18 protein-coding genes and 2 pseudogenes are annotated in these 25,185 nt (G+C 73.3%); 8 read left to right on the top strand and 12 right to left on the bottom strand.

The genetic code is table 11. The features are described from left to right. Positions 1–144: 144 nt before the first annotated feature. A complete protein-coding gene (locus ACIP9D_RS24065) occupies positions 145–1,092 on the top strand; it encodes a DUF389 domain-containing protein (RefSeq protein ID WP_350873108.1) in 948 nt (315 codons plus the stop codon). On the opposite strand, the gene ACIP9D_RS24060 is transcribed toward ACIP9D_RS24065, so the two are convergent. Both ACIP9D_RS24060 and ACIP9D_RS24055 read right to left on the bottom strand, forming a co-directional pair. Continuing rightward, positions 1,058–1,489, bottom strand: a complete 432-nt coding sequence (locus ACIP9D_RS24060) for a hypothetical protein (protein WP_350873107.1) — start codon at positions 1,487–1,489, stop codon at positions 1,058–1,060. The two genes, ACIP9D_RS24065 and ACIP9D_RS24060, sit on opposite strands and share 35 nt — an antisense overlap. Positions 1,490–1,779: 290 nt before the next feature. Next, a pseudogene (locus ACIP9D_RS24055) lies at positions 1,780–4,207 on the bottom strand (Tex family protein). Between ACIP9D_RS24055 and ACIP9D_RS24050 the strand changes: the two are divergent. Further along, entirely contained in the window at positions 4,206–5,717 is a 1,512-nt protein-coding gene (locus tag ACIP9D_RS24050) for a dGTP triphosphohydrolase (protein WP_350873106.1), read from the top strand. The pseudogene ACIP9D_RS24055 and the gene ACIP9D_RS24050 overlap by 2 nt on opposite strands. A gap of 18 nt (positions 5,718–5,735) precedes the next feature. Here the strand turns inward: ACIP9D_RS24050 and ACIP9D_RS24045 are convergent, their stop codons facing one another. The 7 genes from ACIP9D_RS24045 to ACIP9D_RS24015 form a co-directional block, all read right to left on the bottom strand. Beyond that, positions 5,736–6,884, bottom strand: coding sequence for an MBL fold metallo-hydrolase (locus ACIP9D_RS24045; protein WP_350873105.1), 1,149 nt, complete (start codon positions 6,882–6,884; stop codon positions 5,736–5,738). 105 nt (positions 6,885–6,989) lie between these two features. Continuing rightward, positions 6,990–8,006 carry a serine hydrolase gene (locus ACIP9D_RS24040; RefSeq protein WP_350873104.1) on the bottom strand — a complete coding sequence of 339 codons (1,017 nt, stop codon included), beginning with the start codon at positions 8,004–8,006 and terminating at the stop codon, positions 6,990–6,992. A 98-nt stretch (positions 8,007–8,104) separates the two neighbouring features. Beyond that, complete coding sequence (locus tag ACIP9D_RS24035; protein ID WP_350873103.1) at positions 8,105–9,046, bottom strand: SDR family NAD(P)-dependent oxidoreductase; 942 nt, start codon at positions 9,044–9,046, stop codon at positions 8,105–8,107. Next, positions 9,043–10,227: a zinc-dependent alcohol dehydrogenase gene (locus tag ACIP9D_RS24030; protein WP_350873102.1), complete on the bottom strand. Its 1,185-nt coding sequence runs from the start codon at positions 10,225–10,227 to the stop codon at positions 9,043–9,045. Before ACIP9D_RS24030 ends, ACIP9D_RS24035 begins: the two co-directional genes overlap by 4 nt. 257 nt (positions 10,228–10,484) lie before the next feature. Beyond that, entirely contained in the window at positions 10,485–11,252 is a 768-nt protein-coding gene (locus ACIP9D_RS24025) for a succinate dehydrogenase/fumarate reductase iron-sulfur subunit (RefSeq protein WP_350873101.1), read from the bottom strand. Further along, positions 11,249–13,186 (bottom strand): fumarate reductase/succinate dehydrogenase flavoprotein subunit, encoded by a 1,938-nt coding sequence (locus tag ACIP9D_RS24020; RefSeq protein WP_350873100.1) that lies wholly within the window; start codon positions 13,184–13,186, stop codon positions 11,249–11,251. Before ACIP9D_RS24020 ends, ACIP9D_RS24025 begins: the two co-directional genes overlap by 4 nt. A gap of 2 nt (positions 13,187–13,188) precedes the next feature. Then, positions 13,189–13,920 carry a succinate dehydrogenase cytochrome b subunit gene (locus tag ACIP9D_RS24015; protein WP_350873099.1) on the bottom strand — a complete coding sequence of 244 codons (732 nt, stop codon included), beginning with the start codon at positions 13,918–13,920 and terminating at the stop codon, positions 13,189–13,191. 35 nt (positions 13,921–13,955) lie between these two features. Here ACIP9D_RS24015 and ACIP9D_RS24010 point away from each other — a divergent pair, with 35 nt between their 5' ends. Further along, positions 13,956–14,882 carry a LysR family transcriptional regulator gene (locus ACIP9D_RS24010; protein ID WP_350873098.1) on the top strand — a complete coding sequence of 309 codons (927 nt, stop codon included), beginning with the start codon at positions 13,956–13,958 and terminating at the stop codon, positions 14,880–14,882. 54 nt (positions 14,883–14,936) lie between these two features. Here the strand turns inward: ACIP9D_RS24010 and ACIP9D_RS24005 are convergent. Further along, positions 14,937–15,491 (bottom strand): annotated as a pseudogene (locus ACIP9D_RS24005) (DUF998 domain-containing protein); the annotation flags it as partial. A 235-nt stretch (positions 15,492–15,726) separates the two neighbouring features. Continuing rightward, on the bottom strand, positions 15,727–19,779 hold the full coding sequence (gene hrpA, locus ACIP9D_RS24000) for an ATP-dependent RNA helicase HrpA (protein ID WP_350873097.1): 4,053 nt from the start codon (positions 19,777–19,779) through the stop codon (positions 15,727–15,729). Positions 19,780–20,119: 340 nt separating this feature from the next. Between hrpA and ACIP9D_RS23995 the strand changes: the two genes are divergently transcribed. Beyond that, positions 20,120–20,563 carry a cytidine deaminase gene (locus ACIP9D_RS23995; RefSeq protein WP_350873096.1) on the top strand — a complete coding sequence of 148 codons (444 nt, stop codon included), beginning with the start codon at positions 20,120–20,122 and terminating at the stop codon, positions 20,561–20,563. Between the two features lie 13 nt (positions 20,564–20,576). Here the strand turns inward: ACIP9D_RS23995 and ACIP9D_RS23990 are convergent, their stop codons facing one another. Next, the gene (locus ACIP9D_RS23990) at positions 20,577–20,936 is read right to left on the bottom strand and encodes a YciI family protein (protein ID WP_350873095.1); all 360 of its coding nucleotides are present in this window, start codon (positions 20,934–20,936) and stop codon (positions 20,577–20,579) included. A gap of 153 nt (positions 20,937–21,089) precedes the next feature. Between ACIP9D_RS23990 and ACIP9D_RS23985 the strand changes: the two genes are divergently transcribed. Genes ACIP9D_RS23985 through ACIP9D_RS23970 form a run of 4 tightly spaced genes read left to right on the top strand, consistent with a single transcriptional unit; the run spans position 21,090 to position 25,135 of the window. Continuing rightward, a complete protein-coding gene (locus ACIP9D_RS23985; protein ID WP_350873094.1) occupies positions 21,090–22,136 on the top strand; it encodes an iron ABC transporter permease in 1,047 nt (348 codons plus the stop codon). After that, positions 22,133–23,203 carry an iron ABC transporter permease gene (locus ACIP9D_RS23980; RefSeq protein WP_350873093.1) on the top strand — a complete coding sequence of 357 codons (1,071 nt, stop codon included), beginning with the start codon at positions 22,133–22,135 and terminating at the stop codon, positions 23,201–23,203. The genes ACIP9D_RS23985 and ACIP9D_RS23980 overlap by 4 nt, the downstream gene beginning before the upstream one ends. Before the next feature lie 46 nt (positions 23,204–23,249). Further along, the gene (locus tag ACIP9D_RS23975; protein ID WP_350873092.1) at positions 23,250–24,191 is read left to right on the top strand and encodes an ABC transporter ATP-binding protein; all 942 of its coding nucleotides are present in this window, start codon (positions 23,250–23,252) and stop codon (positions 24,189–24,191) included. Continuing rightward, positions 24,191–25,135: an iron-siderophore ABC transporter substrate-binding protein gene (locus ACIP9D_RS23970; RefSeq protein ID WP_350873091.1), complete on the top strand. Its 945-nt coding sequence runs from the start codon at positions 24,191–24,193 to the stop codon at positions 25,133–25,135. Before ACIP9D_RS23975 ends, ACIP9D_RS23970 begins: the two co-directional genes overlap by 1 nt. The last annotated feature ends 50 nt before the right edge of the window (positions 25,136–25,185 follow it).

The raw sequence follows: 25,185 nt of genomic DNA, 5'->3' as shown, positions 1-25,185 counted from the left end.
CCTCCCGATCAACCACGAAACTCCGCGCACGGACACGGCTCTACCGCCGGACCTTGTGCGGTCCGCGCAGATCAGCGCCCGAGCGGTACAGTCGCGACGGCCGGACGGGCAAGGGGAGAACCGCCGGCCGGGCGAGGGGGACGTGTGCTGCACCTGAGGGTGATCGCTCCGCCGGACCAGTCGGCGGCGGTGACCGACCTGTTGACCGCCGAGCCCGGGGTCACCCACCTGGTGGTGCTGCCCGGCGCCGCCCGTCAGCCCCCGGGCGACCTCATCCAGTGCGATGTCGTCCGGGAGAGCGCCGACAGCGTGCTGCACGGCCTGCAACAGCTCGGCGTGGAGGCGCGCGGGGGTGTCGCCGCCGACGACGTCGAGCTGACCATCTCCGCGGCAGCCGACCGGGCGGCGGAGGAGGCGCCCGGCAGCGGCGCCGACGCGGTGGTGTGGGACGAGATCGCGGCCAAGACCGGCGAGCAGACCGAGCTCTCCGGCACCTACCTGGTGCTGATCATCGTCGCCACCATGATCGCTGGCATCGGCGTCCTGCTCGACCAGCCGATTCTCATCGTCGGCGCGATGGTGGTCGGTCCCGAGTTCGGCCCGCTGGCGGCGCTCTGCGTCGGGCTGCTACGCCGGCGGCTGGGCACCGTCGTCCGGTCGGTGCAGGCCCTGGTGGTGGGCTTCCTGGCCGCCATGGTGGCCACCGCGCTGAGCACCTGGGCGCTGACCGCGGCCGGCCTCGTCAACCGGGAGATGCTGCTGGCGGAGCGGCCACTGACCGACTTCATCTGGCGGCCGGACGCGCTCTCCTGGGTGGTCGGCCTGCTGGCCGGGGTCGCCGGCATGCTCTCGCTGACCTCGAAGAAGTCCGGCAGCCTGGTCGGGGTGCTGATCTCGGTCACCACCGTGCCGGCCGCCGCGAACGTCGCCGTCGCCGGCGCCTACGGGGTCTGGGACGAAGCGGGCGGTTCGGCGCTCCAACTCGTGATCAACATCGCCGCGATCGTGCTCGCCGGGCTGCTCACCCTGCTCGTGCAGCAGTTCTGGTGGTGGAACGTCAGCCGTCGGAACCGGCGTCGAGCCGGCGGGTGAGCAGGGCCCGCAGCGGGATCGACTCCCCGTCCCGGCCGCCCTCACCGACGATCAGTGGCGGTGGGCTCGGTTCGGCCTCCGCGCCGAACAGCCGGGCTCGCAGGCTGCCCGGCACCGTCAGCAGGAAGAACCGGCCGTCCACGTCGACCGCCCGGCTGCGGGCCTGGTCCACGTACCAGCCGGTGAGCCTGGTCCGGTACCGACCGCGACCGTCGTAGGAGCGCGCGACCAGCCGGGTCGGGCGCAGCCCCCGCCGGTTGGCCTCGGCCACGAACCAGGTCACGATCTCCGCAGCCTGCGCGTGCGCGGCCGCCCGCCGTCGGGCGTCGGCCTCCGCATGGGCCCGCACCGCCCGCCGCTGCCGCTCCGGCCAGTCCAGGCCGTCGTCCTCACCCACGCCCCGACGGTACGCCGCTCAGCCCGCCCCCGGTGATCCACCCACCCCCGCCCCCGCCCCCGCCGGTGCGCCGCTCTCGTGACGGCCGGCTCGCCCCGCGTCGGGGGATCTCGTGCTGCTGGGGCAGTCAGAAACGGACGGTCGGCGTCGGCCTACGGTGCGGCTCGGAAGGCCGGCCTGGTGGGTGTCCATATCTGGGGCAGGTCGACAGCACGCGACCCGACCCGTCGGGCAGCCTCGGCGGCCGGCCGACGGGTCGGGTCGGTTGGTCGGAGCGGGTTACCCGAGGGTCAGGCCAGGCCGGCGCGGCGCAGTGCCTCGGCCATCGCGTCGTTGGCCGGCGGCGTCGCGCCGCCACGGCCCTGTCGGGCCCCGCCCCGGTCACCCTGACCGCCGCGTCCGGCGCCGCGCTGACCCGCGCGCCCGCCGCGGTCCTGACCGCCGCCGCGAGGGCCGGCGTCGCCGCCGGGCTCCTCCTCGAGCCGCAGGGTCAGCGAGATCCGCTTACGCGGTACGTCGACGTCGAGCACCTTGACCTTGACCACGTCACCGGACTTCACCACCTCGCGCGGGTCCTTGACGAAGGTCCGCGACATCGCCGACACGTGCACCAGGCCGTCCTGGTGCACCCCGACGTCGACGAAGGCGCCGAAGGCGGCCACGTTGGTCACCACGCCTTCCAGCACCATGCCCTGAATCAGGTCGCTGATCTTCTCCACGCCCTCGACGAAGGTCGCGGTGCGGAACTCGGGCCGCGGGTCCCGGCCCGGCTTCTCCAGCTCGCCGATGATGTCGGTGACGGTGGGCAGGCCGAACGTGTCGTCGACGAAGTCGGTCGCCCGCAGCCCGCGCAGGATCGCCGACCTGCCGATCAGTGAGCGCAGGTCCTGCCCGGTGCTGGCCAGGATGCGCCGCACCACCGGGTACGCCTCGGGGTGCACGCTTGAGGAGTCCAGCGGGTCGTCGCCGCCGGGGATGCGCAGGAAGCCCGCGCACTGCTCGAACGCCTTCGGGCCGAGCCGGGCCACCTTCTTCAGCTCTGCGCGGGTGCGGAACGGGCCGTTGGCGTCGCGGTGCAGCACGATGTTCTCGGCCAGCCCGGCTCCGATGCCGGAGACCCGGGTCAGCAGCGGTGCCGACGCGGTGTTGACGTCCACCCCGACCCCGTTGACGCAGTCCTCGACCACCGCGTCGAGCGAGCGGGAGAGCTTCACCTCGGACAGGTCGTGCTGGTACTGCCCGACGCCGATCGACCTCGGGTCGATCTTGACCAGCTCGGCGAGCGGGTCCTGGAGCCGGCGGGCGATGGACACCGCGCCGCGCAGCGACACGTCCAGCCCGGGCAGCTCCTGCGAGGCGTACGCGGAGGCGGAGTAGACCGACGCGCCGGCCTCGGAGACCACCACCTTGGTCAGGTTCAGCTGCGGGTGCCGCTTGATCAGTTCACCGGCGAGCTTGTCGGTCTCCCGGGAGGCGGTGCCGTTGCCGATGGCGATCAGCTCCACCCCGTGCGCCCCGGCCAACCGGGCCAGGGTCTCGATCGAGGCGTCCCACTGCCGGCGCGGCTCGTGCGGATAGATGGTGTCGGTGGCGACCACCTTGCCGGTGCCGTCCACCACGGCCACCTTCACGCCGGTACGCAGACCGGGGTCGAGCCCCATCGTCGGCCGGGCGCCGGCCGGAGCGGCGAGCAGCAGGTCGCGCAGGTTGGTGGCGAAGACCCGCACCGCCTCCTCCTCGGCCGCCTGCCAGAGCCGCATCCGCAGGTCCGCGCCGAGGTGGATGAGGATCCGGGTACGCCAGGCCCAGCGCACCGTGTCGGCCAGCCACCGGTCACCCGGCCGGCCCTGGTCGCTGATTCCGAACCGGCCGGCGATCACCGCCTCGTACCGGCTCGGGCCGGTCGGCGCCGCGTCGGCCTCGCCGCTCTCCTCCGGCTCCATGGTCAGGTCGAGCACGCCCTCCTTCTCGCCCCGGAACATCGCCAGGATCCGGTGCGACGGCAGCTTGGCGTACGGCTCGGCGAAGTCGAAGTAGTCGGCGAACTTCGCCCCGGTCGACTCCTGCCCGTCGCGTACCCGGGACACCAACCGGCCCCGCGACCACATCTGCTCGCGCAGCGTGCCGATCAGGTCGGCGTCCTCGGCGAAGCGCTCGATGAGGATGGCCCGGGCGCCGTCCAGCGCGGCGGCCGGGTCGGCGACCCCCTTCTCCTCCTCGACGTAGCCGGCGGCCACGGCCCGCGGGTCCTGGGCCGGATCGTCGAGCAGCGACTCGGCCAGCGGCGCCAGCCCGGCCTCGCGGGCGATCTGCGCCCGGGTCCGCCGCTTCGGCTTGTACGGCAGGTAGATGTCCTCCAGCCGGGACTTCGAGTCGGCCGCCATGATCTGGGCTTCCAGCGCCTCGTCGAGCTTGCCCTGGCCACGGATCGACTCCAGCACCGCCGCCCGCCGCTCGTCCAGCTCGCGCAGATAGCGCAGCCGCTCCTCGAGGGTACGAAGCTGGGTGTCGTCGAGCAGGCCGGTGGCCTCCTTGCGGTAGCGGGCGATGAACGGCACGGTCGCGCCGCCGTCGAGCAGCTCCACGGCCGCCCGCACCTGACGCTCGGCCACGCCGAGCTCCTCGGCGATCCGCTGATGAACAGAGAGGGTCACGATCTCGATCCGCCTTCGGGAGTGGTTTCCGCCCAGCATTCTGCCGCGCTAGCGTGGCGATCATGGAACCACCTGTGGAGCCGCGCGCTCGGCGGCTCTTCGGCGGCAGCGCCCGGGCCCTCGGTGACCTCGCCGCCAGCCCGTTCCGGGCCGACCGGGACCGGATCGTCGGCTCGCCGTTCTTCGCCCGACTCGGCGGGGTCACCCAGGTGATCAGCCCGGTCGGATCCGGCCTGCTGGTGCACAACCGGCTCACCCACAGCCTGAAGGTAGCCCAGGTCGCCCGGGCCATCGCCGAACGGCTCACCGCCGACGAGCGCCAACGTGACCTGCTGGAGAAGCTCGGCGGCTGCGACCCGGACGTGGTGGAGGCGGCGGCGCTCGCCCACGACCTCGGACACCCGCCCTTCGGGCACCTCGGCGAACGGGTGCTGGACCGGCTGGCCCGGCAGCGGCTCGGGCTCACCGACGGCTTCGAGGGCAACGCCCAGTCGTACCGGATCGTCACCAGCACCGAGATCCGCGGCGCGGCCACCACCGGGCTGGACCTCACCGCGGCGGTGCGTGCCGCGATGCTGAAGTACCCGTGGACCCGGCTCGACCATCCGGATCCGCATCCCCGGCTGCTCGACCCGCCGCCGCGCGGGGCCACCCCGCCGCCGGACGACCCGGAGAGCGGCTCGTCGAAGTTCGGCGCGTACCGGACCGAGGTCGACGACCTGCGCCAGGCCCGCGAGCCCTTCGTCGGCCGGATCGCGGACTGGCAGCAGACCGTCGAGGCCTCCGTGATGGACACCGCCGACGACATCGCGTACGCCATCCACGACGTGGAGGACTTCTACCGGGTCGGGGTGCTCCAGCAGGGGGCGGTGGCCGCCGAGCTGATGGCCTGGCAGCGGGAGGGCGGGCACTTCCGGGCGATCACCGACGCCGCGCTGGGCACCTCGGCCCGCCGGCCCGGCGCGGCGATCGAACGGCTGCGCCGGCAACTGCACCGCAAGGACGCCTGGGTGGCCGACGACGAGGCGTTCGCCGCCGCCGTCGAGCACGTCCGGGAGGAGCTGGTGGACGGCCTGCTCGCCATGCCGTTCGACGGTTCGATCGAGGCCGAGCAGTACGTGGCCCGCTTCTCCGCGCGCTGGTCGACCCGGTTCGTCGAGGCGATCACGGTCACCGACCAGCCATCGGTGCGCTCCGGCCACGTGCTGCTCGCGCCGGCGCAGTGGCACGAGGTGCAGGTGCTCAAGTTCGTCCACCACCGGTTCGTGCTGGCCCGCCCCGACCTGGCCCTGCACCAGCGTGGGCAGGCCCGGCTGCTGGGCACCCTGGTGGAGGCGCTCTGGGAGTGGCTGCTCGACCCGGAGGAGGAGTCGCGGCTGCCGCGGCGGCTGCACGACCTGGTCGAGCTGGCCGAGGCGGAGCTGCACCCGCGCACCCCGGACCGGATCGGCCGGGCGCGTGGGCGGGCCATCATCGACTTCGTCGCGCAGCTCACCGACAACCAGGCGGTGGCGTTGCTGGATGCGCTCTCCGGCCGCGGCGGCGCGCTCTGGACCGACGCGTTCGTGCTCTGATCGCCGCTGCCGCCCGGGTCAGGCGACCGACTGCCACCAGCCGTCGACCGCCGGCGGGTCGTCCACCACCACCCGCTCGCCGGGCCGCGGCACGGCCAGCCGGACGTCGCGCGCCTTCGTCTCGGTCCAGAGCCGGTCCACCGGCTCCGACCAGTCGTGCAGGGCGAGGTTGAACGTCGCCCAGTGCACCGGGATCAGCAACCCGCCGCGCAGGTCGAGGTGGGCGGTGACCGCCTCCTCCGGGTACATGTGGATGCTCGGCCAGGCCCGGTCGTACGCGCCGATCTGCACCAGCGTCGCGTCGAACGGGCCGTGCTCGGCGCCGATGGCGGCGTAGCCGGCGAAGTAGCCGGAGTCGCCGGTGTAGAAGACCTTCCGGTGCGTCCCGGCGACCACCCACGAACTCCAGAGCGTGCCGTCGCGGCGCAGCCCCCGGCCGGAGAAGTGCTGCGCCGCGGTCGCGGTGATCTCCAGGCCGCCCACCCGGTGGCTCTCCGACCAGTCCAGCTCGATGATGCGCTCGGCCGGCACGCCCCACCGGTCGAGGTGCGCGCCGACGCCCAGCGGCACCACGAACGGGGCGGACTGGCTGGCCAGCAGCTCCCGCACGGTGGGCAGGTCGAGGTGGTCGTAGTGGTCGTGGGAGATCAGGATCGCGTCCAGCGCGGGCAGTTCGTCGAGGCGGACCGGCGGCTCGTGCAGCCGGCGGGGGCCGACCAGCGCGGACGGTGAGCAGCGCTCGCTCCACACCGGGTCGAGCAGCACCCGGCGGCCCTCGATCTCGATCAGCGCGGAGGCGTGGCCGTACCAGATGATGTTGAGTTCCCGGCTCTGGTCGGCCCCGCCGGGCGCGTCGGCCGGCCGCAGCAGCGGCACGGCCGCGCTCGGGCGGCGCTTCTGCTTGCCGAAGACCAGCTCCCAGAGCAGGTTGCGGCCCGGCTCGGGGACCATCGTCCGGGTGCTGGCCGGGTTGTGGAAGGCGCCGTCCCGGAACCGCGGCGACCGGGCCGCCCGCTCAGCCCGGGCACCGGCCAGCCGGCCACCCAACGCCAGCGGCACATCCCGGGCCACCCAGGCCAACCCGGCCAGCGCGGCCACGCCGACGAGCCCTCCCAGCCGCCGGCCGAGGGCCCGCTCGAACTGCGGTCGTTCCGCTGGTGCGCCCATGGTTGTCCCTTCCAGCCGTCTCCCGCAGTACACCGTAGCCACCGAGCGCCGCCGCGCTCCAGGGAACCCGGTGCGCGGCGGCGCTCGGCCGCGGGACGCGGCTGCTCAGCCGCCGTTGCTCGGTCGCTGAGTGGTCAACCGCAGGCGCGGGCCGACGCCGGCGAGCCGGGAGGTCGCGGTCAGGAAGAACCGGCCGAGCCGGGCCCGGGCCTGCACGGCCGGGTGGGTGGCGCCGAAGTCGTCGGCGTCGGCCTGCCCGTCGGCGAAGAGCGCGTAGGTGAGCAGTGGGGCGCCCGCCGGGTCGAAGATCACCCCGGCCTCGTGCCGCGCGCTGTCGAACCAGCCCGCCTTGGTGGCGACCCGGGCCCGCTCGGCCGACGACATGACCCGCCGGATGCCGTCGGTGTAGGCGATGGGGGAGCGCAACAGGTTGAGCAGGAACGTCGTGGAGGTGGGGGAGAGCAGGGCGCCGGCGACGAGCGCCCGCAGCAGGTCGTGGGTCTCCCGGGGGGTGCTGGTGCCGAGGAAGAACCGGTTCGGGTTGGCGACCGGCTGGACCTGGGTGTTCGGGAAGCCCTTCGCCACCAGGATGGCGTTCAGCTCGAGGGCCGGGCAGACCAGGCCGCAGAGCCGGACGGCGGTGTCGTCGGAGACGGTGAGCAGGGCGGCCAGCGCGTGCCCGAGGGTGACCGAGCTGGGGTAGGCGCCGTCGAGGCTGAAGATGCCGTCGCCGCCGGGCACCACGATCGACTCGGTCACCTCGAGCCGCTGGTCGAGGGCGAGCAGACCCCGGTCGACCTTGTCGAGCACGGCCACGGCCACCGCGATCTTGTTGACGCTGTAGGCCTCGAGGCGCTGGTCGGGGGAGTCCGCCACGGCCACGACCGGCGCGCCGGCGGCGTCGCTGACGCTGACGTACGCCTGCCAGTTGCCGCCGGCCTGCGTCGTCGCCCGCTGGTAGGCCCGGGCCACCCGGGCGGCCACCAGCTGGGCGGTGGCGGCCAGAGCGGCGTCGGTGTCCACCGCGTCGGCGTCCACCGCGGCGGCGGCCGGCGAGGTGGTGCCCAGTACGGTGCCGGCGGTGGCCACCGTGCCGAAACCGAGCGCGGTCCTGCGGTTCACCCGGATAGTCAATCGTCTCTCCCGTCGTGGTGCGCCGGAGTTCTCTCCGACCCACCACCCTAGGCGAACCGATAGATCCCGGTGATCCCGTGGACGCCTCACCCCAGGCGTCGCCGCAACCGGGAACCGAGCGTTGCGGGCAGCGCGACGGCGACCCGCAGCAGGTGGGCGGGGTCGGGCAGCCAGCCCCCGCTCAGCGCCTCGCTGGCCGGGTCGGGGGCGAAGAGCACCCCGTCGTGCGGGGCCACCGGCCGGTTGCTCAGCCCGAGCCGGCGCATCAACGGCCCGACCAGGGCGTCGTAGAGCCCCGGCAGCACGGTGAAGCCGACCCGCATCAGCGGATTGAGCCGGCCCACCGAGACCTCCCGGCGGGGCCGGTCGGCGCAGCCCACGATTGCTCGGGCCACCCGCTGCGGGGTGGTGATCGGCGGCGGTGGCCGGCCGACATGGCCCAGGTGGTTCGCCGCGCGCTGGTACACCGGGGTGTCCACGCTGCCCGGGTTGACCAGGCAGAGGTGGATGTCCGGGGCGTCCCGCAGCTCCTGCTGGAGCACCCGGGTCAGCCCGGCCAGCCCCCACTTCGCCGCCACGTAGGCGCTCAGGTAGGGCGCGGTGATGTGCCCGAGCACCGACCCGGTGAGGATCAGGGTGCCCGCCCCGGTGGCCCGGAAGTGCCGCAACGCGACCCTCGCGGCCTCGGCGGCGGCCAGCAGGTCGGTCCGGACCACCTGCTCGAAGAGCCGTCCGGGCAGCTCGTCGAAGCGCCCGTACGCGGTGACCGCGGCGGCGTGCACCCAGACGTCGATCCGGCCGAAGCGGTCGACGGCCGCGTCGGCCAGCGCCTCCAACGCGCCGGGGGTGGTGACGTCGGTCGGCACGGTGAGCACCTCGGCGGCGGCCGCGCACTCCGTTCGTACCTCGGCGAGGGTCTGCGGGGCGCGGGCGGCGAGGACCAGACGGTCGCCGCGCCCGGCGAAGGCCCGGGCCGCCGCCCGCCCGATGCCGCTGGTGGCGCCGACGACCACCACCACCCGGCTCACGGCGCGAGCACGACCTTCACACACCCGTCCCGCTTCTGCTGGAACATCTCGTACGCCTCCGGCGCCCGCTGCAACGGCAGCCGGTGGGTGTGCAGGTCCTCGACGCCCAGCGGGTCGTCGTCGCCGCTGAGCAGCGGCATGATCTCGTCGACCCAGCGGCGCACGTGGCACTGGCCCATCCGCAGCTGGATGCCCCGGTCGAACATCTCCATCAGCGGCATCGGATTCTGCTCACCGCCGTAGACCCCGGAGATCGACACGGTGCCGCCCCGGCGGACGGCCTTCACCGCGGCGTGCAGCACGCTGAGCCGGTCCACCCCGCCCCGGTCGATCACCGGCCGGGCCAGCCGGTCCGGCAGCAGCCCGGCGGCGGTGTGGGCGAGCTTGCCGGCGGGCGCGCCGTGCGCCTCCATGCCGACCGCGTCGATCACCGCGTCCGGGCCGCGCCCGTCCACCAGGTCGATCAGGGCGCCCGGCACGTCGTCGAGTTCCCGGACGTCGAGTACCTCCACGCCGTAGCGGCGGGCCAGCTCGAGCCGCTCCGGGACGAGGTCCAGGCCGATCACCCGGCCGGCGCCGAGGTGCCGGCCGACCCGGGCGCAGAGCTGCCCGACCGGGCCGAGCCCGAAGACGGCGAGGGTACCGCCGGGCGGGGTGTCCGCGTACTTCACCGCCTGCCAGGCGGTGGGCAGGATGTCGGAGAGGTAGAGCCAGCGCTCGTCCGGGCCGTTCTGCGGGACGGTGATCGGGCCGAAGTCGGCGTGGGGCACCCGCAGGAACTCGGCCTGCCCGCCGGGGACCGAGCCGTAGAGGGAGGTGTAGCCGAAGAGCGCCGCGCCCTTGCCCTCGCTGCGCACCTGGGTGGTCTCGCACTGGGCGTAGAGCTGCCGGCGGCACATCCAGCAGTTTCCGCAGGCGATGTTGAACGGCACCACCACCCGGTCGCCCGGCTTCAGCCGGCTCACTCCGGAGCCGACCTCCTCGACGATGCCCATCGGCTCGTGCCCGAGCACCTCGCCCGGCTTCAGGTACGGCCCGAGCACCTCGTAGAGGTGCAGGTCGGAGCCGCAGATGGCGGTCGAGGTGATGCGGACGACGGCGTCGGTCGGCTCCTCGATCCGAGGGTCGGGCACCTCCTCCACCCGCACGTCCCGTTTGCCCTGCCACGTCAAAGCCTTCATGCCCGCGTCCTCCCCTGGAAGTCCTCCTCGGGGCTGCTACCCCGGTGGAGGGACTTGAACCGGAAGTACCCGCAGGTGCTGCCGACCGGCCCCGGGTGGGGGCAGGTCGACAGGGCGCCGGCGGGGATCCTCGCCGGGCGGGCGGCCCGGGGGCCGTCGGGTCGGCGCGGGGGAGGCGTCTCGCGTCGGGCCCGCAGACGGGCACGGGCCGCCGCCTCCCGGGCGGGAGAGCGGCGGCCCGTGGTGCGCGGTGGCCGTCAGGAGCCGGGGGTGTTGTCGCCCCGCTTGGTGGTGGTGGCCGCGAGGAAGTCCCGGTTGAGCCGGCCGATGGTGTTCAGCGGGATGCCCTTCGGGCAGGCCACCGTGCACTCACCGGCGTTGGTGCAACCGCCGAAGCCGGACTCGTCGTGCGCGTCGACCATGCCGATCACCCGGGTGTACCGCTCGGGCTGGCCCTGCGGCAGCAGCGAGAGCTGGGTGAGCTTGGCGGCGGTGAAGAGCATGCCGGAGCCGTTCGGGCAGGCCGCCACGCAGGCGCCGCAGCCGATGCAGGCCGCCGACTCGAAGGCGGCGTCCGCGTTGGCCTTGGCGACCGGGGTGGAGTGCGCCTCGGGCGCGCTGCCGGTCGGCGCGGTGATGTAGCCGCCCGCAGCGATGATCTTGTCGAAGGCGCCCCGGTTGACCACCAGGTCCTTGATGACCGGGAAGGCCCGGGCCCGCCACGGCTCGATGTCGATCGTGTCGCCGTCGGAGAACTGCCGCATGTGCAGCTGGCAGGCGGTGGTGCCGCGCTGCGGCCCGTGCGCGTTGCCGTTGATCATCATGCCGCACATGCCGCAGATGCCCTCGCGGCAGTCGTGGTCGAACGCCACCGGGTCCTCGCCGGCGAGGATCAGCCGCTCGTTGAGCACGTCGAGCATCTCCAGGAACGACATGTCCGGGGAGACGTCGTCGACCTGGTAGGTCACCATCCGACCCTTGTCCTCGGGGCCGGTCTGGCGCCAGATGCGCAGGGTCAGGTTCACTTGTAACTCCGCTGCGTGGGGTGGACGTATTCGAACTTCAGGTCTTCCTTGTGCAGCACCGAGGGCTCACCCGTGGCGGTGAACTCCCACGCGGCGACGTACGCGAACCGGTCGTCGTCGCGCTGGGCCTCACCGTCGGAGGTCTGGTGCTCGGCCCGGAAGTGGCCGCCGCAGGACTCCTCGCGGTGCAGGGCGTCGATGCACATCAGCTCGGCCAGCTCGAAGAAGTCGGCCACCCGGCCGGCCTTCTCCAGCGACTGGTTGAGCCCCTCGCCGTCGCCGACCACCCGGACCCGCTGCCAGAACTGCTCGCGCAGCGCCCGGATCTCGGCGATCGCCTTGCGCAGCCCGGCGTCACTGCGCTCCATGCCGCAGTGCTCCCACATGATCTGGCCCAGCTCGCGGTGGAACGAGTCCACCGTCCGGTCGCCGTTGACCGCGAGCAGCCGCTGGATGCGGTCCTCGACGTCGGCGCGCGCCTCGACCGCCGCCGGGTGGCTGGCGTCGACCTTCTCCAACGGTCCCGAGGCCAGGTAGTTGGCGATGGTGGTGGGCAGCACGAAGTAGCCGTCGGCCAGGCCCTGCATCAGCGCGGACGCGCCGAGCCGGTTGGCGCCGTGGTCGGAGAAGTTGGCCTCGCCGATCACGAACAGACCCGGGATGCTCGACTGGAGGTCGTAGTCGACCCAGAGCCCACCCATCGTGTAGTGCACCGCGGGGTAGATCCGCATCGGCACCTCGTACGGGTCCTCGCCGGTGATCCGCTCGTACATCTCGAAGAGGTTGCCGTACTTGGCCTCGATCGCCTTGCGGCCCAGCCGGTCGATCGCGTCGGCGAAGTCGAGGTACACGCCGAGCTTGGTCGGGCCGACGCCCCGGCCCTCGTCGCAGACGTTCTTCGCGGCTCGGGAGGCGATGTCGCGGGGGACCAGGTTGCCGAAGGAGGGGTAGATCCGCTCCAGGTAGTAGTCCCGCTCGTCCTCGGGGATGTCCCGCGGCGCGCGGTCGTCGCCCTTGGTCTTCGGCACCCAGACCCGGCCGTCGTTGCGCAGCGACTCGCTCATCAGGGTCAGCTTCGACTGGTGGTCGCCGGAGACCGGGATGCAGGTCGGGTGGATCTGCGTGTAGCAGGGGTTGGCGAAGTACGCGCCCTTGCGGTGCGCCCGCCAGGTGGCGGTGACGTTGCAGCCCTTGGCGTTGGTGGAGAGGTAGAAGACGTTGCCGTAGCCGCCGGAGGCGAGCACCACGGCATCGGCCATCTCGGTGCTGATCTCGCCGGTGACCAGGTCGCGGACCACGATGCCCCGGGCCTTGCCGTCCACCACGACCAGCTCGAGCATCTCGTGCCGGGCGTTCATCTCCACGTTGCCGAGGCCGATCTGCCGCTCCAGCGCCTGGTACGCGCCGAGCAGCAGCTGCTGTCCCGTCTGGCCCCGGGCGTAGAAGGTGCGCTGCACCTGGGCGCCACCGAAGGAGCGGGTGTCGAGCAGGCCGCCGTACTCGCGGGCGAACGGCACGCCCTGCGCCACGCACTGGTCGATGATGTTGACCGAGACCTCGGCGAGCCGGTGCACGTTCGACTCGCGGGAGCGGAAGTCACCGCCCTTGACGGTGTCGTAGAAGAGCCGGTGCACCGAGTCGCCGTCGTTGCGGTAGTTCTTCGCCGCGTTGATGCCGCCCTGCGCCGCGATCGAGTGCGCCCGGCGCGGGCTGTCCTGGTAGCAGTAGGACTTGACGTGGTAGCCCTGCTCGGCCAGCGTGGCCGCGGCCGAGCCGCCGGCCAGACCGGTGCCGACCACGATCACCGTCATCTTCCGGCGGTTGGCCGGGTTGACCAGCTTGGCCTCGAAGCGCCGGGTGGACCAGCGCTGCTCGATCGGGCCGTCGGGAGCCTTGGCGTCGGCGATCGGGTCGCCCTCGGTGTAGAGATCCATGTTCAGGCCACCAATCCGGTGAGTACGGCGAACGGGACCACCAGGAAGCCGGCGCAGAGCGCGACGGCGAAGACCAACGCGGCGGTGCGGGCCCGGCGCTCACCCTGCGGGGTCTGCTGCCCCAGGCTGCGGAACGCGCTGAACGCCCCGTGCCGCAGGTGGAAGCCCAGCGCGACGATCGCCAGGGTGTAGAAGAGCGTGACGTACCAGCGCTCCGGCGCGAAGTCGGCGACGACGTTGGCGTACGGCTTGGTCGGGTCGCCGACCGGGTTCAGGTGACCGGTGGTCAGGTCCAGCAGGTGGTAGATGACGAAGAGCAGGATGATCACCCCACCCCAGCGCATCGTGCGGGCCGCGTAGCTGCCCCGGACCTTCGCGCGGTGGGCGTACCGGACCGGTCGGGCGGCCCGGGCCCGCAGGGCCAGGGCGGTGGCGGCGGCGATGTGCCCCAGCACGGCGACGGTCAGCACGCCACGCTGGATCCAGAGGAACCAGACGCCCGGCAGCAGCGGCTTGCCGATGTCGCGCAGCCAGTGCGCGTAGTGGTCGAACGAGGTCTCCCCCGTGAACACCTTCAGGTTGCCGAGCATGTGCAGGATGAGGAACAGCACCAGGATGATGCCCGTCACCGCCATGACGGCTTTCAGGCCGACGTTGGAGCGGATGGGCGACCGGGTTTTCGTGACTACCACGCGTTCGACGCTAAAAGCACTTTGATCAGTCGTCCAATGCATCGAACCCGCAGTCTTGATAGCCGTAGGCTATTTAGATGCAGCTCCATCAGCTCAGGTACTTCGTTGCGGTGGCCGAAGTACGACATTTCACCCAGGCGGCCGACATCGTCGGCATAACCCAGCCGTCGTTGAGTAAGCAAATTCACGCCCTGGAGACCGACCTCGGAGCCCCACTCTTCGAACGGCTAAGGGGCAACATCGCGCTCACCGCGGCCGGCGAGGTGCTGCTGCCGTTGGCCAAGCGGATCCTCGCCGACGTCGACACCGCCACCCGCGAGGTGCAGGAACTGGTCGGCCTGCGCCGGGGCCGGGTACGCCTCGGCGCCACGCCCAGCCTGGCCACCTCGCTCGCCCCGCCGGTGCTGCGCCGCTTCCGCGACGCGCACCCCACCGTGGACCTGCGGGTGGAGGAGGGCGGCTCACAGGACCTCGTCCGTGACCTGCTCCGCGGCGACCTTGACCTGGCGCTGATCATCATGCCGGCCCAGGGCGCCGACCCCGGGCTGCGCGTCGACCCGATCCTGCGGGAGAGCCTGGTGGTCGCCTCGGTGGCCGGGCTGCCCGCAGCCACGACCGGCGAGCTGCGCATCACCGATCTGCGGGACCAGCCGATGGTGATGTTCCGCGAGGGCTACGACCTGCGCGACGCCACCATCCAGGCCTGCCGGGAGGCCGGTTTCGAGCCGACCTTCGCCGTCGACGGCGGAGAGATGGACGCGGTGCTCAGCTTCGTCGAGGCCGGCCTGGGCATCGCGCTGGTGCCGGGCATCGTGGTCGCCCGCCGCCCAGGGGTGCGGATCACCCGGCTGGCCCCACCCGGGGTGACCCGGACCATCGCCGTCGCCCGGCGCCGCGACGTGGTGCCCACCCACGCCGGCCGGGAGTTGCGCCGCATCCTGCTCGACTACGTCCGCGACGCCACCTCCACCGGCGAGCTCCCGCCCGGCGTCGAGCCGCTGTAGGGGGTCGCCCCGGCCGTCCGACCGGTCGCGTCGTCCCAGCTGCGCGACGAGCAGCAGCAGGCAGACCTCGCCGAGGCAGACGAGGCGTTCGATCAGACCCACGAACGGGCGCAGTGGGGAGCCCACCAGGTAGGCGGCCACGAAGGGGGCCATCGCGACCAGGCAGGCGATCGCACCCAGGCCCACCGCGCGGGCGAGCCGCCCCGGATGCCGTACGGCGGTCAGCAGCGCGCCGACCGGCAGCCCCGACAGGGCGGCGACCGCGGCCCAACGGTGGATGTCCCCGGTCGTCGTCACCGCGGCGCCGACCGGATCGCGTGGGAAGACGACCAGGACCACGAGCCCCAAGCACCAGGCGCCCAGCCCGGCCGGTCCCACCGCCGACAGGAGCCGAACCCGGCCGCCGGCGGCCCGCCCGACGGACCGGGCGACCGGGGCGAGCAGCAGCGCCGAACCCACGGCCAGCGCGACGATCGCCACGTTGAACAGCCACCCGTGGCGCGACAGCGCATAGTCGCTGACCGTTTCCCGGACCGGATCGACCGGGCTGCCGGGCAGGTGCAGGACGCCGATCAGCAGCAGCGCCAGCCCGGCGACGAGCAACCCCACGAGGCGGGTGACGGCCGCGGTGCGGGCCGGCCGGGGGCGGGCGGCGATGGCGCTGCCGGGGACAGCTCCGGGGACCACAGGGGCAGTGGGCACGGATCGGGCTCCTCACCGCGGTGGCGCGCCCGGTCGGCACGCGAGGGCGAGGCGTCTTCCCGATCTGCCCCGCGCCACACCACCCGACCGGGACCGGCGGGGTCGGGCGCGGATCCGCCGGATCCGCCCCGGTCCCGTCGGCTCAGCGCCCCTCGGCCTCGTCCATCGCCCGGTAGATGCGCTGCTCCGACACCGGGTACGGGGTGCCGAGCGCCTGTGCGAAGACGTTCACCCGCAACTCCTCGATCATCCAGCGGATCTCCCGCACCGCGGCCTCCTGCCGGCGGGCCGGTGACAGCGCGGCGAGCATGTCCTCGTACTCCTTGCGCACCGTGGCGACGCGGTCCTGCTGCTGCCGGTCCCGCTGCGGGTTCTGCGGCAGCCGCTCCAGCCGCCGCTCGATCGCGGTCAGGTAGCGCAGCAGGTCGGGCAGGCGGGCGTACCCGGTCTCGGTGAGGAAGCCGGCGTGCACCAGCCCGGAGAGTTGGGCGCGGATGTCGGCCAGCGCGGCCACCACCGCCAGGTTCTGCGTCCGGCCGAGCCGCTGCTCGACCGCGTACCCCGCCGCGAGCACCCGGCGGGCCCGCTCCATCACCTCGACCACGGTGTCCACCAGGTCGGCCCGGACCCGCTCGCGCAGCGCGGCGAAGCCGTCGGCGTCCCAGGCCGGGCCGCCCGCGTCGGCGATCAGCTTGTCGATCGCCGCGCCGGCCGCGTCCTCGATCAGCGCCGGCACGCTGCCGTGCGGGTTGCGGCTGAGCGCCAGCTTCGCCTCGTTCGACAGCCGCCCCTGCAGGAACTTCGCCGGCGACGGCACGGTCAGCCGCAGCAGTCGCCGGGTGCCGGCCCAGTGCGCCGCCTCCGCCTCGGCGGCCGAGTCGAAGACCCGTACGCCGACCGTGCCGCCCTCGTCCACCAGCGCCGGGTACGCGGTCACCGCGTAGCCGGCGCGCACCTGCTCGATGCTGCGCGGCAGGGTGCCGATGCTCCACTCACGCAGCCCGGTGCGGGCCACGTCCGGGGCGGCGGCCGCCACCACCTGGCGTACCTCCCGGGTGAGCTGGCGCTGCAACGCCGGCAGGTCCTTGCCCTCGGCGACCGGCTGGTCGTCCTCGCCGAGCACCCGGAACGTCACCCGCAGGTGCGGTGGCAGCTTCGGCACGTCCCAGGCCTCCCGGGGCACGGTCACCCCGGTCATCCGGCGCAGCTGCCGGGTGAGCGCGTCCAGCAGCGGCTCCTCGCCGGCCGGCATCGCCGCGAGCGCGGCCCGGGCGTAGTCCGGCACCGGGACGAAGTTGCGGCGCAGCGCCTTGGGCAGCGAGCGGATCAGCGCGATCACCAGCTCCTCGCGCAGCCCGGGCACCTGCCAGTCGAAGCTCTCCGCCGGCACCTGGTTGAGCAGCGGTAGCGGGATGTCCACGGTGACGCCGTCGGTCGGGGTGCCCGGCTCGAACCGGTAGGTCAGCGGCAGGGCCACCGCGTCGGCGCGCCACTCGTCCGGGTAGTCGGCCTCCTCGACCCCGCTCCGGCCGGCGTTCACCAGCAGCTCACGGGTGAAGGTGAGCAGGTCGGGCCGCTCCCGGCGGGTCTTCTTCCACCAGGCGTCGAAGTGCCGGCCGGAGACCACGTCGGCGGGGATCCGCTCGTCGTAGAAGCGGAACACCGTCTCGTCGTCGACGAGGATGTCCCGCCGGCGGGCCCGGTGCTCCAGCTCCTCGATCTCGGTCAGCAGCCGCTGGTTGTCCTGCCAGAACTGGTGGTGGGTCTGCCAGTCGCCCTCTACCAGCGCGTGCCGGACGAACAGCTCCCGGCTCAGCGCCGGGTCGATCCGGCCGAAGTTGACCTTCCGGGAGGTGACGAGCGGAATGCCGTAGAGGGTCACCTTCTCGTACGCCATCACCGCCGCCTGCTTCTTCTCCCAGTGCGGCTCGCTGTAGCTGCGCTTGACCAGGTGCTGGGCGAGCGGCTCGACCCACTCCGGCTCGACCCGGCCGGCGATGCGGCCCCACAACCGGGACGTCTCCACCAGCTCGGCGGCCATCACCCAGCGCGGCGGCTTGCGGAACAGCGCCGAGCCGGGGAAGAGCCCGAACTTCGCCCCCCGGGCGCCCAGGTACTCGTTCTTCTGCGGATCCTTGAGCCCGACGTGCGACAGCAGCCCGGCCAGCAGTGACTGGTGAACCTTCGGGGTGTCGATCTCCTCCGGCAGGTCCGCACCGACCCCGCGCCGCTGCCCGGCGTCCGGGCCGCCGTCGGCGTCGCGCGCCGCTCGCCCGCCGCGCCCCCCGCCGCCCGACTCGGGGGTACGCAGCACCTGGCGCAGCTGGCTGACGATGTCCTGCCACTCGCGGACCCGCAGGTAGTTGAGGTACTCGGCCTTGCACATCCGGCGGAAGGCGCTGGAGGAGAGGGCCCGTTGCTGCTCCCGCAGGTAGCGCCAGAGGTTGAGCAGCGCGACGAAGTCCGACTCCCGGTCGGTGAACCGGGCGTGCGCCTGGTCGGCCTGGGCCTGCTTGTCGACCGGCCGTTCCCGGGGATCCTGAATGGAGAGCGCGGCGGCGATCACCATCACCTCGGTGGCGCAGCCGTTGCGCTCGCCCTCCACCACCATCCTGGCCAGCCGGGGGTCGACCGGCAGCTGCGCCAGCCGCCGCCCCAGCGAGGTGAGGCGCTTCGTCAGGTCGGTCTCGGTGGGGTCCAACGCGCCCAGCTCGTGCAGCAGGTTGACGCCGTCGGTGACGTTGCGCCGGTCCGGCGGGTCGATGAACGGGAAGGCGGCGATGTCGCCGAGCCCGATCGCGGTCATCTGGAGGATGACCGAGGCCAGGTTGGTCCGCAGGATCTCCGGGTCGGTGAACTCGGGGCGGGAGAGGAAGTCCTGCTCGTCGTAGAGGCGGATGCAGATGCCGTCCGAGGTGCGTCCGCAGCGCCCCTTGCGCTGGTTCGCCGACGCCTGGGAGACCGGCTCGATCGGCAGCCGCTGCACCTTGAGCCGGCTGGAGTAGCGGGAGATCCGGGCGGTGCCCGGGTCGACCACGTACTTGATGCCGGGCACGGTCAGCGAGGTCTCCGCGACGTTGGTGGCGAGCACCACCCGGCGCCCGGTGTGCGCGGCGAAGACCCGGTGCTGCTCGGCGGCGGAGAGCCGGGCGTACAGCGGCAGGATCTCGGTGCCGAGCAGCGCGCGCTTCTTCTGCACCAGCTTGCCCAGCGCGTCGGCGGTGTCCCGGATCTCCCGTTCACCGCTGAGGAAGACCAGGATGTCGCCGGGGCCCTCCGCGGCCAGCTCCTCGACCGCGTCGCCGATCGCCTGGATCTGGTCCCGGACGTTCTCCCCCTCGCCGTCGTCCTCCTCTTCCTCCGCCTCGTTGACCTCGACCAGCGGCCGGTAGCGCACCTCGACGGGGTAGGTCCGGCCGGACACCTCGACGATCGGGGCGGGCTTGCCCTCGGCGTCGGCGAAGTGCCGCGCGAAACGGCCGGTCTCGATGGTCGCCGAGGTGATGATCACCTTGAGGTCGGGTCGGCGGGCGAGCAGTTGCTTCAGGTACCCGAGGATGAAGTCGACGTTGAGGCTGCGTTCGTGCGCCTCGTCGATGATCAGGGTGTCGTACTGGCGGAGCATCCGATCGGTCTGCAGCTCGGCCAGGAGGATGCCGTCGGTCATCAGCTTGACCAGGCTGCGGTCGCTGACCTGGTCGGTGAAGCGGACCTTGTAGCCCACCACGTCGCCCAGCTCGGTGCCGAGCTCCTCGGCGATCCGGTCGGCGACGGTGCGGGCGGCCAGCCGCCGGGGCTGGGTGTGCCCGATCAGCCCGTGCACCCCGCGCCCCAGCTCCAGGCAGATCTTCGGCAACTGGGTGGTCTTGCCGGAGCCGGTCTCGCCGGCCACGATCACCACCTGGTGGTCCCGGATCGCGGTGGCGATGTCGTCCTTGCGGTCGCTCACCGGCAGGCCGGCCGGGTACGTGATCACCGGTACCGCGGCCCGCCGGTCGGCCAGCCGCTGCTCGGCCCGGGCGACCTCGGCGGTGATCTCGGTCAGCGCCGACTCCCGCCGCTCCGGGTCGCGCAGCTTCCGGACGCCGTCCAGCCGTCGCTGGAGACGGCGCTGATCGCGGAACATCAGGGGGGAGAGGCGGCGGTGCAGCTCACGGAGCGAGTCGGGCGCGGCCGGTGCGGCTGGATTCTGCATGTCGTCGCCAAGAATAGGCAGGCGCGGGCGGCGCCGCCCCTGGGTTACCGGCGGCCGGCCCGCCACCGCGTCCGCGAACGCGAGTGCCGATGCCGCGCCGTCCGTCAACGCCCGACCCGCCGCATCCCACCACCCACGCACGGCCCCTTTGCTCTGCTTCACCCGCGGCACCGCTGGGAGCGCTCCGGTGTTGCCGTCGCTGAAGCAGAGCAAAGGGCGTGGTCGGGGCGCCCCACCGGGGACGCAGCCATCGACGCGTCGCCGCCCGCGGTCGCGCGACCAGTGGAGGAATCCGACCGGGCTAGAGTTGCCGCCGACCGAGCTCGACGAGGGGACGCCGATGACGATGCGGGACACCGACCGGGCGCTGGTGCAGGCCGCCACGGCGGTCGCCAAGCTGCGCTGCCGTGGTGAGAACCACACCGTCGCCGCCGCGGCCCGCAGCGCGGACGGCCGGGTCTTCACCGCCGTGAACGTCTACCACTTCACCGGCGGGCCCTGCGCCGAGCTGGTCGCCATCGGCGCGGCCGCCACCCAGGGCGTCGGTGAGCTGGAGACCATCGTCGCGGTCGGCGACCGGGGGCGCGGGGTGATCCCGCCGTGCGGCCGGTGCCGGCAGGTGCTGCGGGACTACTACCCGTCGATCCGGGTGATCGTCGGGCCGATGGACGCGCTGCGCGTCGTGCCGGTCGGCGACCTGCTGCCCGAGACGTACGTCTGGGCCGACCAGCAGACCGACGCCGCGACCCCGGCACCCGCCCCGCGCAGCGGCGCGCAGGGCTGACGGGCGCGCCGGGTCAGTCGCCCGCAGCCGCCTCCAGCATCGAGCGCGGCATCGGCACGCTCTCGAACCGGACGTTCCCCTCGGGTACCATCCAGTTCATCACCTGCACCACGAGCCGTCCGGCCCGTACCGCCGGGTCGTTGCGGTAGAGCTCCCGTGCCCGGTCGCGGTGGACGGCGAGCACCACGAACCCGCGCAGCTGGTCGTCGTCCGCGTCGACGAACGGCCCGGCCGCGAGGACGAGGCCCTGTTCCACCAGGCCCGCCTGGTGGGCCAGGTGGGCGTCCTGCAACCGGTCGGCCGCCTCCGGCGGCAGCTCCGGGGCGTCCGGCGGGCGGACCAGCAGGACGACCGTGTGCTGGTCGAATCGCATGCCCTCACCCTAGGGGCGCACGACGCCCACCGTCGCCGGTCCGCCGGGCTGTCCGCCCAGCTCAACGAGGTTCGATGGACGACCGCCGGTGGGGCCGGTCGCGCGAGGTCGGCTAAGGTAAGGCGAACCTAAGCGCGTACCCGCAGGAGACTCGTGACCACCCTCGCCAGCCGGCCGGTTGCCGCCGGCCGCCGCAGCAGCGCCCGTAACGGGCGTCGACTCGCGGTCACCCTCGCGGCCGGGCTGTTGTTGCTGCTCGCCGTGCTGGCCAGCTTCGCCCTCGGCAGCCGGCCGCTCGCGGTGGACCAGGTCTGGCACGCGCTGGTCGCACCCGACGGCGGCGAGGCGAGCACCATCGTCCGCGAGCTGCGGATGCCGCGTACCGCCCTCGGCCTCGCCGTCGGTCTCGCGCTCGCGGTGGCCGGGGTGCTCTTCCAGGCGCTCACCCGCAACCCGCTCGCCGAGCCGCGGATCCTCGGCATCAGTGCCGGCGCCTCGTTCGGCGTGGTGCTGGCCATCTCCGTCTTCGGCGTCGGCACGCTTGCCGGGTACGTCTGGTTCGGCATCGGCGGCGCGCTGCTGGCCGGGCTACTGGTCTTCGCCGTGGCCTCCCGAGCCCGCGAGGGCGCCAGCCCGGTCACCCTCGCGCTGGTCGGCGCTGCGCTCGACGCCAGTCTCGCCTCCGGGGTGTACGCGCTGCTCAGCATCGACGCCCGCACCTTCGAGGAGTACCGGTTCTGGGTGGTCGGCGGGCTCACCGGTCGGGACCTGTCGGTCTCCGCGCAGGTGCTGCCCTTCGTGCTCGCCGGGCTGGTCCTGGCCGCCCTGGTCGCCCGGGGACTGGACGCGCTCGCCCTCGGCGACGACGTGGCCCGCGGGCTCGGCCACCGGATCGGTCTGGTGCGTCTCGGCGGGGGCATCGCCGCCGTGCTGCTCACCGGTGCCGCCGTGGCCGCCGCCGGGCCCATCGCCTTCGTCGGGCTGGCCGTGCCGCACCTGGCCCGGGCGCTGGTCGGCGCCGACCACCGGTGGACGCTCGCGGTCTCCGCGCTGCTCGGGCCGGCGCTGCTGCTCGGTGCCGACGTCGTCGGCCGGCTGGTCGCCCCGCCCGGCGAGATACCGGCCGGCATCGTCACCGCGCTGATCGGCGCGCCGCTGCTGGCCATCCTGGTCCGTCGCGCCCGGGTGGTGACCGCGTGACCGCCACCACCGACGCTTCGCCGACGTCCGGCACGGCCCGGCTGCCCGGCCGCTCGCTGCTACGGGTCGGCCCGGTCAGCGTCCAGATCCGGCGCCGCTCGGTGCTGGTCGCCGCCGTGCTGATCGTGCTGTTGGCGGCGGCCGTCGTGCTGAGCCTCTCGCTCGGCACCCCGTACGTCGCCCCGCGCGACGTGCTGCGCTCGCTCTCCGGCGTCGGCACCCCGTACGACCTGGTCGTTCTCGACCTGCGGTTGCCGCGCATCGTGCTGGCGGCGGTGGCCGGCGCGGCGTTCGGGGTGGCCGGGACGATGATCCAGAGCGTGGCGCGCAACCCGCTCGCCAGTCCGGACGTCATCGGCATCACCCAGGGCGCCGGGCTCGCCGCGACGGTGGCGCTGACCAGCGGCGCCGCGGCGGTGCTGGTCGCGCCGGCGGCGCTCGTCGGTGGGCTGGCCGCCGCGGTCCTGCTGCTCGCCCTCGGCGCCCGGCACGGGCTGGCCGCGCAGCGGTTCGTGCTCGCCGGGGTGGCGGTGGCGTTCGCGCTGCGGGCCCTCACCGAGGTGGTCATGCTCACCGCCGACCCGATCGACGGGCTGCGCGCGCAGATCTGGCTGATCGGCACCCTCGCGGGCAAGGGCTGGACGGAGACCCTCTGGATCGCCGGCACCCTGCTCGTCCTGCTGCCGGTGCTGGCCTGGGCGGGCTGGGCGTTGAACAGCACCGCGCTCGACGACGACACGGCCCGTGGCATCGGGTTGCGCCCGGTGGCCCGTCGGATCGGGCTCGCCGGCACCGGCGTGTTCGTCGCGGCCATGGTCACCGCCCAGGTCGGCGCGGTCGACTTCGTCGCCCTGGTCGCGCCGCAGGTGGCCCGGCGGCTGGTCCGGGCCGAACGGCCGCCGGTGTTCTGCGCCGCGCTGCTCGGCGCCCTGCTGCTCGTGCTGGCCGATCTGGCCGGCCGCCGGCTCTTCGCGCCCACCCAGCTGCCGGCCGGCGTGCTGACCGCCGCGATCGGCGGCCCGTACCTGATGTACCTGCTGCTGCGCGGCCGCCGGCGGACCTCGTGACCACCGCCGCCACCCGCTTCTCCCTCCACCCCTACGAGGAGGCGTGATGCTCTCCACCCGCGACCTGGTCGCCGGCTACGACGAGCGGACCGTGCTGGACGGGCTGGACCTGGACCTGCCCGCCGACGCGTTCACCGTGATCGTCGGGCCGAACGCCTGCGGCAAGTCGACGTTGCTGCGGACCATGGCCCGGCTGCTCACCCCGCGGCGCGGGACCGTGCTGCTGGACGGCGCCGCCATCCGGGAACTGCCCACCCGGGAGGTGGCCCGCCGCCTCGGCGTGCTGCCGCAGAGCCCGCTGGTGCCCGAAGGCGTCACCGTCGCCGACCTGGTCGGCCGGGGCCGGCAGCCGTACCAGCGCTGGTGGCGGCAGTGGTCGGAGGAGGACAGCGCCGCGGTGGACCAGGCCATGGCGCTGGCGGACGTCACCGGCCTCGCCGACCGGCCGGTGGACACCCTCTCCGGTGGCCAGCGGCAGCGGGTGTGGATCGCGATGACCCTCGCCCAGGACACCGACGCGCTGCTGCTGGACGAGCCGACCACCTTCCTCGACCTGGCACACCAGGTGGAGGTGCTGGACCTGCTGCACCGGCTCCGCGCCGAGCGGGGCCGCACCGTGGTGGCCGTGCTGCACGACCTCAACCAGGCCGCCCGGTATGCCGACCACCTGGTCGCGATGCGCGCCGGAGCCGTGGTGGCCGCCGGACCGCCTCGCGAGATCCTCACCGCGGACCTGGTCCGTGAGGTGTTCGGGCTCGACTGCGTGGTGGTGCCGTGCCCGGTCACCGGCGCGCCGCTGGTGGTGCCCGCGCTCACCAGCCCCACCCTGGCCGGCGGATCGTCCGCCGTCGCCACCCCCGTCGGCACCGACCCGACCAGCGCCGGTTCCCCGGCCGCCGGTCCGTCCGGTGCCCCGGCTGCCGGATCGTCCGGCGCCACCCCTGCCGCCGGCGCACTCGCCGGCTCGTACCCCTCGGAAGGAATCTGATGCGTCGTCTCGTCGCCGCTCTCGCCGCGGCCGCCGCCCTCGGCGTCGGACTCACCGCCTGTGGTGAGAGCGACCCGGTTGCCGGCACCACCGGCGGGGAGACCCGGGAGATCACCCACGCCATGGGCACCACCAAGGTGCCGGCCGAGCCCAAGCGGGTCGTCGTCCTCGACACAGACAAGATCGACACCGCGCTCTCGCTCGGCATCACCCCGATCGGCGCCGCCACCGCGGGCGAGGCGAGGAGCTGGCCGACGTACTTCGGCGAGGAGAAGCTCGCCAGCATCAAGGAGGTCGGCGTGCTCACCGAGCCCGACCTCGAGGCGATCAACGCGCTCAAGCCCGACCTGATCCTGGGCAGCAAGTTCCGCCAGGAGAAGTTCTACGACGAGCTGGCCGCCATCGCGCCGACCGTCTTCACCGACAAGGTCGGCATCACCTGGAAGGAGAACTTCCTCCTCGACGGCAAGGCGCTCGGCAAGGAGCAGCAGGCCAAGGACCTGCTGACCGCCTACGAGACCAAGGCCAAGGAATTCGGCGCCAAGCTCGGCGACGCCGCCAGCCGCAAGATCTCCATCGTGCGCTTCCTCCCCGGCGCCATCCGGGTCTACGGCCCCGACTCGTTCTCCGGCATCGTGGTGGGCGACACCGGCCTGGGCCGGCCCGAGCGGCAGCAGCTCGCCGCCAAGGAGGACAAGCGCTTCGACGTGGTCAGCCCCGAGCGGATCAACGAGGTCGACGGCGACGTCATCTTCGTGACCGCGTACGGCGACAAGGCCGCGGCCGAGCAGGCCAAGGTCACCGGCGGCACGCTCTGGAAGGGCCTCTCCGCCGTCAAGGCGAACAAGGCGTACGTGGTCGCCGACGAGGTCTGGATGACCGGCATCGGGGTCGGCGCCGCCAACAAGATCCTCGACGACCTCCAGAAGTACCTCGCCGCCTGATCCGTCCGCGCCCACCCTGGTGTGCGCCGTCAAATTCAGCTACATCGACG

It is taken from the genome of Micromonospora sp. NPDC093243 (genome assembly GCF_044753725.1).
GTDB lineage: Bacteria > Actinomycetota > Actinomycetes > Mycobacteriales > Micromonosporaceae > Micromonospora.
The sequence above is the reverse complement of the archived record's forward strand: the minus strand, read 5'-3'. Positions and strand labels throughout refer to the sequence as shown.

Coding starts and splice junctions, on each gene's coding strand:
- ACIP9D_RS24050 (WP_350873106.1), top strand. CDS start 4,206: ATGGAACCACCTGTGGAGCCGCGCGCTCGGCGGCTCTTCGGCGGCAGC.
- ACIP9D_RS24045 (WP_350873105.1), bottom strand. CDS start 6,884: ATGGGCGCACCAGCGGAACGACCGCAGTTCGAGCGGGCCCTCGGCCGG.
- ACIP9D_RS24030 (WP_350873102.1), bottom strand. CDS start 10,227: ATGAAGGCTTTGACGTGGCAGGGCAAACGGGACGTGCGGGTGGAGGAG.
- ACIP9D_RS24020 (WP_350873100.1), bottom strand. CDS start 13,186: ATGGATCTCTACACCGAGGGCGACCCGATCGCCGACGCCAAGGCTCCC.
- ACIP9D_RS24015 (WP_350873099.1), bottom strand. CDS start 13,920: ATGCATTGGACGACTGATCAAAGTGCTTTTAGCGTCGAACGCGTGGTA.
- ACIP9D_RS24010 (WP_350873098.1), top strand. CDS start 13,956: ATGCAGCTCCATCAGCTCAGGTACTTCGTTGCGGTGGCCGAAGTACGA.
- hrpA (WP_350873097.1), bottom strand. CDS start 19,779: ATGCAGAATCCAGCCGCACCGGCCGCGCCCGACTCGCTCCGTGAGCTG.
- ACIP9D_RS23995 (WP_350873096.1), top strand. CDS start 20,120: ATGACGATGCGGGACACCGACCGGGCGCTGGTGCAGGCCGCCACGGCG.
- ACIP9D_RS23990 (WP_350873095.1), bottom strand. CDS start 20,936: ATGCGATTCGACCAGCACACGGTCGTCCTGCTGGTCCGCCCGCCGGAC.
- ACIP9D_RS23975 (WP_350873092.1), top strand. CDS start 23,250: ATGCTCTCCACCCGCGACCTGGTCGCCGGCTACGACGAGCGGACCGTG.
- ACIP9D_RS23970 (WP_350873091.1), top strand. CDS start 24,191: ATGCGTCGTCTCGTCGCCGCTCTCGCCGCGGCCGCCGCCCTCGGCGTC.